The 3438-nt window shown below is 63.9% G+C and carries 5 protein-coding genes; 4 read left to right on the forward strand and 1 reads right to left on the reverse strand.

The features are described from left to right. Window positions 1-41: 41 nt before the first annotated feature. From AC5RWT_RS35810 to AC5RWT_RS35825, 4 genes are all read left to right on the forward strand, one after another. Window positions 42-287, forward strand: coding sequence for a hypothetical protein (locus AC5RWT_RS35810; RefSeq protein ID WP_494084369.1), 246 nt, complete (start codon window positions 42-44; stop codon window positions 285-287). Window positions 288-528: 241 nt separating this feature from the next. Next, window positions 529-726, forward strand: a complete 198-nt coding sequence (locus AC5RWT_RS35815; protein ID WP_494084370.1) for a hypothetical protein — start codon at window positions 529-531, stop codon at window positions 724-726. Between the two features lie 115 nt (window positions 727-841). After that, on the forward strand, window positions 842-1303 hold the full coding sequence (locus tag AC5RWT_RS35820; protein ID WP_494084371.1) for a DUF2975 domain-containing protein: 462 nt from the start codon (window positions 842-844) through the stop codon (window positions 1301-1303). Between the two features lie 168 nt (window positions 1304-1471). Next, window positions 1472-1597, forward strand: coding sequence for a hypothetical protein (locus tag AC5RWT_RS35825; protein ID WP_494084372.1), 126 nt, complete (start codon window positions 1472-1474; stop codon window positions 1595-1597). Between the two features lie 296 nt (window positions 1598-1893). Here the strand turns inward: AC5RWT_RS35825 and AC5RWT_RS35830 are convergent. Beyond that, a partial coding sequence (locus AC5RWT_RS35830) for an amidohydrolase (RefSeq protein WP_494084373.1) occupies window positions 1894-3438 on the reverse strand: 1545 nt, incomplete at its 5' end.

Here is a 3438-nt window from a genome sequence, read left to right on the forward strand (position 1 = left end):
GCTAGTAGTCCAATCCCTGCGCCTCCCCTACGCTTGAGCCCATGACGGAGGCGCTGATCTTTGGCTCGGCTCTCATTGGGTTTGGTATTGCTGTGCTTACTGACATCCAGCGCGACTCGGGAAATCAGACTGGGCGAAAAATGGTTTGGGCTGCTCTATGGGTGGGTTTCCTCCTCATCCTGGTTTCGGCCTATCCGTCGTTTTGGGCAATGCTTTCCGCAGGTGTTGGTGCCATCGTTGGTTTGGGTTATCGCAGGTGGCTCCGAAGTCGAGCCGAACAGAGCTAGATCCTTTGTCTTGTTCAGTCCCCTTCTTGGAGGGCACGCCGCAGTGTTACCGACTCCAGCACAGCCTTGACCGTGGACGCATGCCACGCTTTACCCGTCGCAGTGGGGACGAGCGCCAGCCCGTCACGTTCCTGCGCCGGCTGCTGGGCCGGCGATAATCCTCGTTCCCACCCCGCTTGTGCGCCCCTCTATGTTGGGGGTACCGCAGCGAGCGGTACACGAGATCAATGGGGGTTAAACCGTGGACGACATTTCATTTCTCGGCACTATTGCCGCCGCTCTTTCCTGGATTGCCAGCCTTGCACCCCTTGCAGTGGCGATCCTCGCGGCCATCGCAATACGAACCCTGGTCCTGCTGAATACTATGATCAGGCTCCGGATTGATCAGCTCCGAATGGAGAACCTGCGCCAGGATATGGCCGACGACCTAGCGCGGTAACCGTTTGGTTCGGACGGAAAAGGACGGGCGTCAGCCCGTCCCGTTCCTGCGCCGGCTGTTGGTCCGGCGATGAGGCATCGTTGACAGTCAATACAGGTAAAACGACGATTGCTACATGATCAGCCCGCGAGTCACACCTCTCCGTGTTTTCCTCGGAGCACTTGCCCTGGGTGCCCTGCTGACCCAAGTCGTGATTGTTCCGAGTGCCGCGGCTGAGTATGCCGAGGCCTACCCCGAGGTTGCATATCTGGCGGTCGCGTACACCACTGCAATCGTGCTTGCCATCGGCGGATTCGAAGTGGCTTTGCTGGCAGCGTGGCAGTTACTCTCGGTCGCGGCTGCGGGCGAGGTTTTGACCTATCGGTCAAAGCGGTGGGCAGACATCTTGGCGGCATCGCTAAGTTTCATGGCAGTGATCTTCGCGGTTGTTTGTGTACACGCCGGGTCCTTCGCCGCAGTAGGCGGCCCTGCGATGTTGTTCGGACTTCTTGCCTCTCTCGCCCTTGTACTCTTCGCGTTCGTTCTCAGAAACAAGGCGGTTGATCTCCTACTGAGAGTTGATGCCCGCCGACGCTAAGATCTCACCGTCTGGCCGGTGCTGGCCATTAGGACAGCGCCCACCTGCGTCTGGGAGGATGTGGACTCCAGACACAGAGAACGACGGGCGCCAGCCCGTCCCGTTCCTGCGCCGGCTGCTGGGACGCCGGCCCTAGTCCGAGTGGCCAACAAGCCATACGCTGGGAGCATGTCGGAGCAGCCGTCGAGGTCCAAGCTCGCCCCGCGGTTCCCTTTGCTGCTGGCCATTGTGCAAACGATCTTCGCTCTCTATGTGATCTTTGCTGCGCTCACCAATAGGTTTTCCGACTCGTAAGGTGCCTGCTGGTTTGCTACCAGGATCCTCACCGGCTCGGCTCACGACAGCGAGCCCGGGCGATCTCGGACGTGCGGAACCGCGCTGCTCGATGATCTCGGCTTCTGGTCGGAAGCTACACGTGCGTTTGTCCTTCGATCCAGCAAATCCGCGCTCATCCCGATGCTCCTAGCACTGCCGGACGGGCGCGGTGCTCAGAATCCTTCAGGCGGGGCCCGCCGACCCGGACCCTCGGACCGCGGGGGTGGCTTCGGAATGTGTTACCTGACTAATCAACTTGGGAGCGGCCTTGAGGGCTACGCGGGCACGGTGCTGCGTTCGAACACAACCTGGCCACCGACCATCGTCAGGTCGGTGCGCACCAGGTGAAGGTCCTCCGGATCCATCGCGAAGGGGTCTCGTTCCACCACCACAAGGTCGGCCGGAGCGTCCTGCCGGAGGCGGCCGCCGTCGTCGATCCCGTTGATCCAGGCCGAGCCCGACGAGTAGGCGGCCAACGCGAATGACAGGTCCAGCGCTTCGGCGGGAACCAACGGGTCAGCTGTAGGTTTGTCCGGTGGGCGGCGGTTGACCGCCACGTGGATCGCCTGCCACGGGTCGGCAGTGGAGACCGGCCAGTCCGATCCCATGGCAAAGCGTGTTCCTGCCGCGGCCAGCGACGCGAACGGATACTGTTGTTCGGCGCGTTCGAAACCGAGCAGGGGCCGCGTCAGGCCAACCATTTGCTCGTCATTGCAGGCCCAAAGTGCCTGGGCGTTGGCCGTGACGCCCAGTTGGGCAAAGCGGGGAATGTCGGCAGAGTGGATCACCTGAAGGTGTGCCATGTGGTGCCTGCCCCGGATGACGCCGTTCTTTCGGAGGATCGACCCCACGGCGTCGAGCCCGTTGCGCACCGCACGGTCGCCGATCACGTGGAAGTGGAGATTAAAGCCAGCCTCGTCCAAGGCACATGCGACCGTCTCCAGTACGTCCTGGGCCAGGTAGGTCAGGCCGCGGCCACCGTGGTCGGGCCCGGCGCAGGCGCATTCGTAAGGTTCCAGCATGGCTGCGGTGCGGTTTTCGGGAACACCGTCGACCATGATCTTCGCTGTGGTGGTGGGGAAACCTGCTGCGGCATTGGAACGACGGCGGTCTCGGAATGACGCCACGAGATCGGAGACAGTCGCGGCAGTGAGGTCCCGGGGCACCCACAGTGCCCCGGCGGCATGTGCGGTCAGGCTGCCGGCCGCCAACAGCTCGCCGTAGACGGCGGCGACGTCGCCGTGGCCGGCGTAGTCGCCGACGATCGCCTCCTGCCAGCCGGTTACGCCGTGCGAGTGAAGGTATTCCTGGGCGGCCAGCAGCCCATCCCGCAGTTGCTGGCGCGAGGTGGGAGGCAGCAGGCCTGCGACGAGCTGCATGGCCCCTTCGTGAAGGGTGCCGGTGGGATTGCCGCGGTAATCCCGTTCGATCCGGCCGTCGGCAGGATCCGGGGTCCCGGCGTCGATGCCGGCGAGTTCCAGTGCCCGGCTGTTGACCCAAGCCCCGTGGTGGTCCCGGTTAAGGAGGTAGGCGGGCCTGTCGGCGACCACGGCGTCGAGGGCTTCCTTGTCGGGAGTTCCGCCGGGAAAGTCTGACATGCTCCAGCCGCCGCCGGTGATCCATGGCTGGTCGGATACCGCGGCGTACTCAGCGATCCGCTCCAGGGTTGCGGCGGCCCCGGTCTGCGAGGAAAGGTCGCAGCCGAGTCGTTCCACGCCGCCGAACACGGCGTGGATGTGGGCGTCCGTAAAGCCGGGAAGCACCAGCCTGCCGGCCAGGTCCACGGTCTCGGCGCCGGGCCCGGCGAGGCGCCGGGCTTC

Source organism: Arthrobacter sp. Dra40, from assembly GCF_059091905.1.

Coding starts and splice junctions, on each gene's coding strand:
- AC5RWT_RS35810 (WP_494084369.1), top strand. CDS start 42: ATGACGGAGGCGCTGATCTTTGGCTCGGCTCTCATTGGGTTTGGTATT.
- AC5RWT_RS35820 (WP_494084371.1), top strand. CDS start 842: ATGATCAGCCCGCGAGTCACACCTCTCCGTGTTTTCCTCGGAGCACTT.
- AC5RWT_RS35825 (WP_494084372.1), top strand. CDS start 1,472: ATGTCGGAGCAGCCGTCGAGGTCCAAGCTCGCCCCGCGGTTCCCTTTG.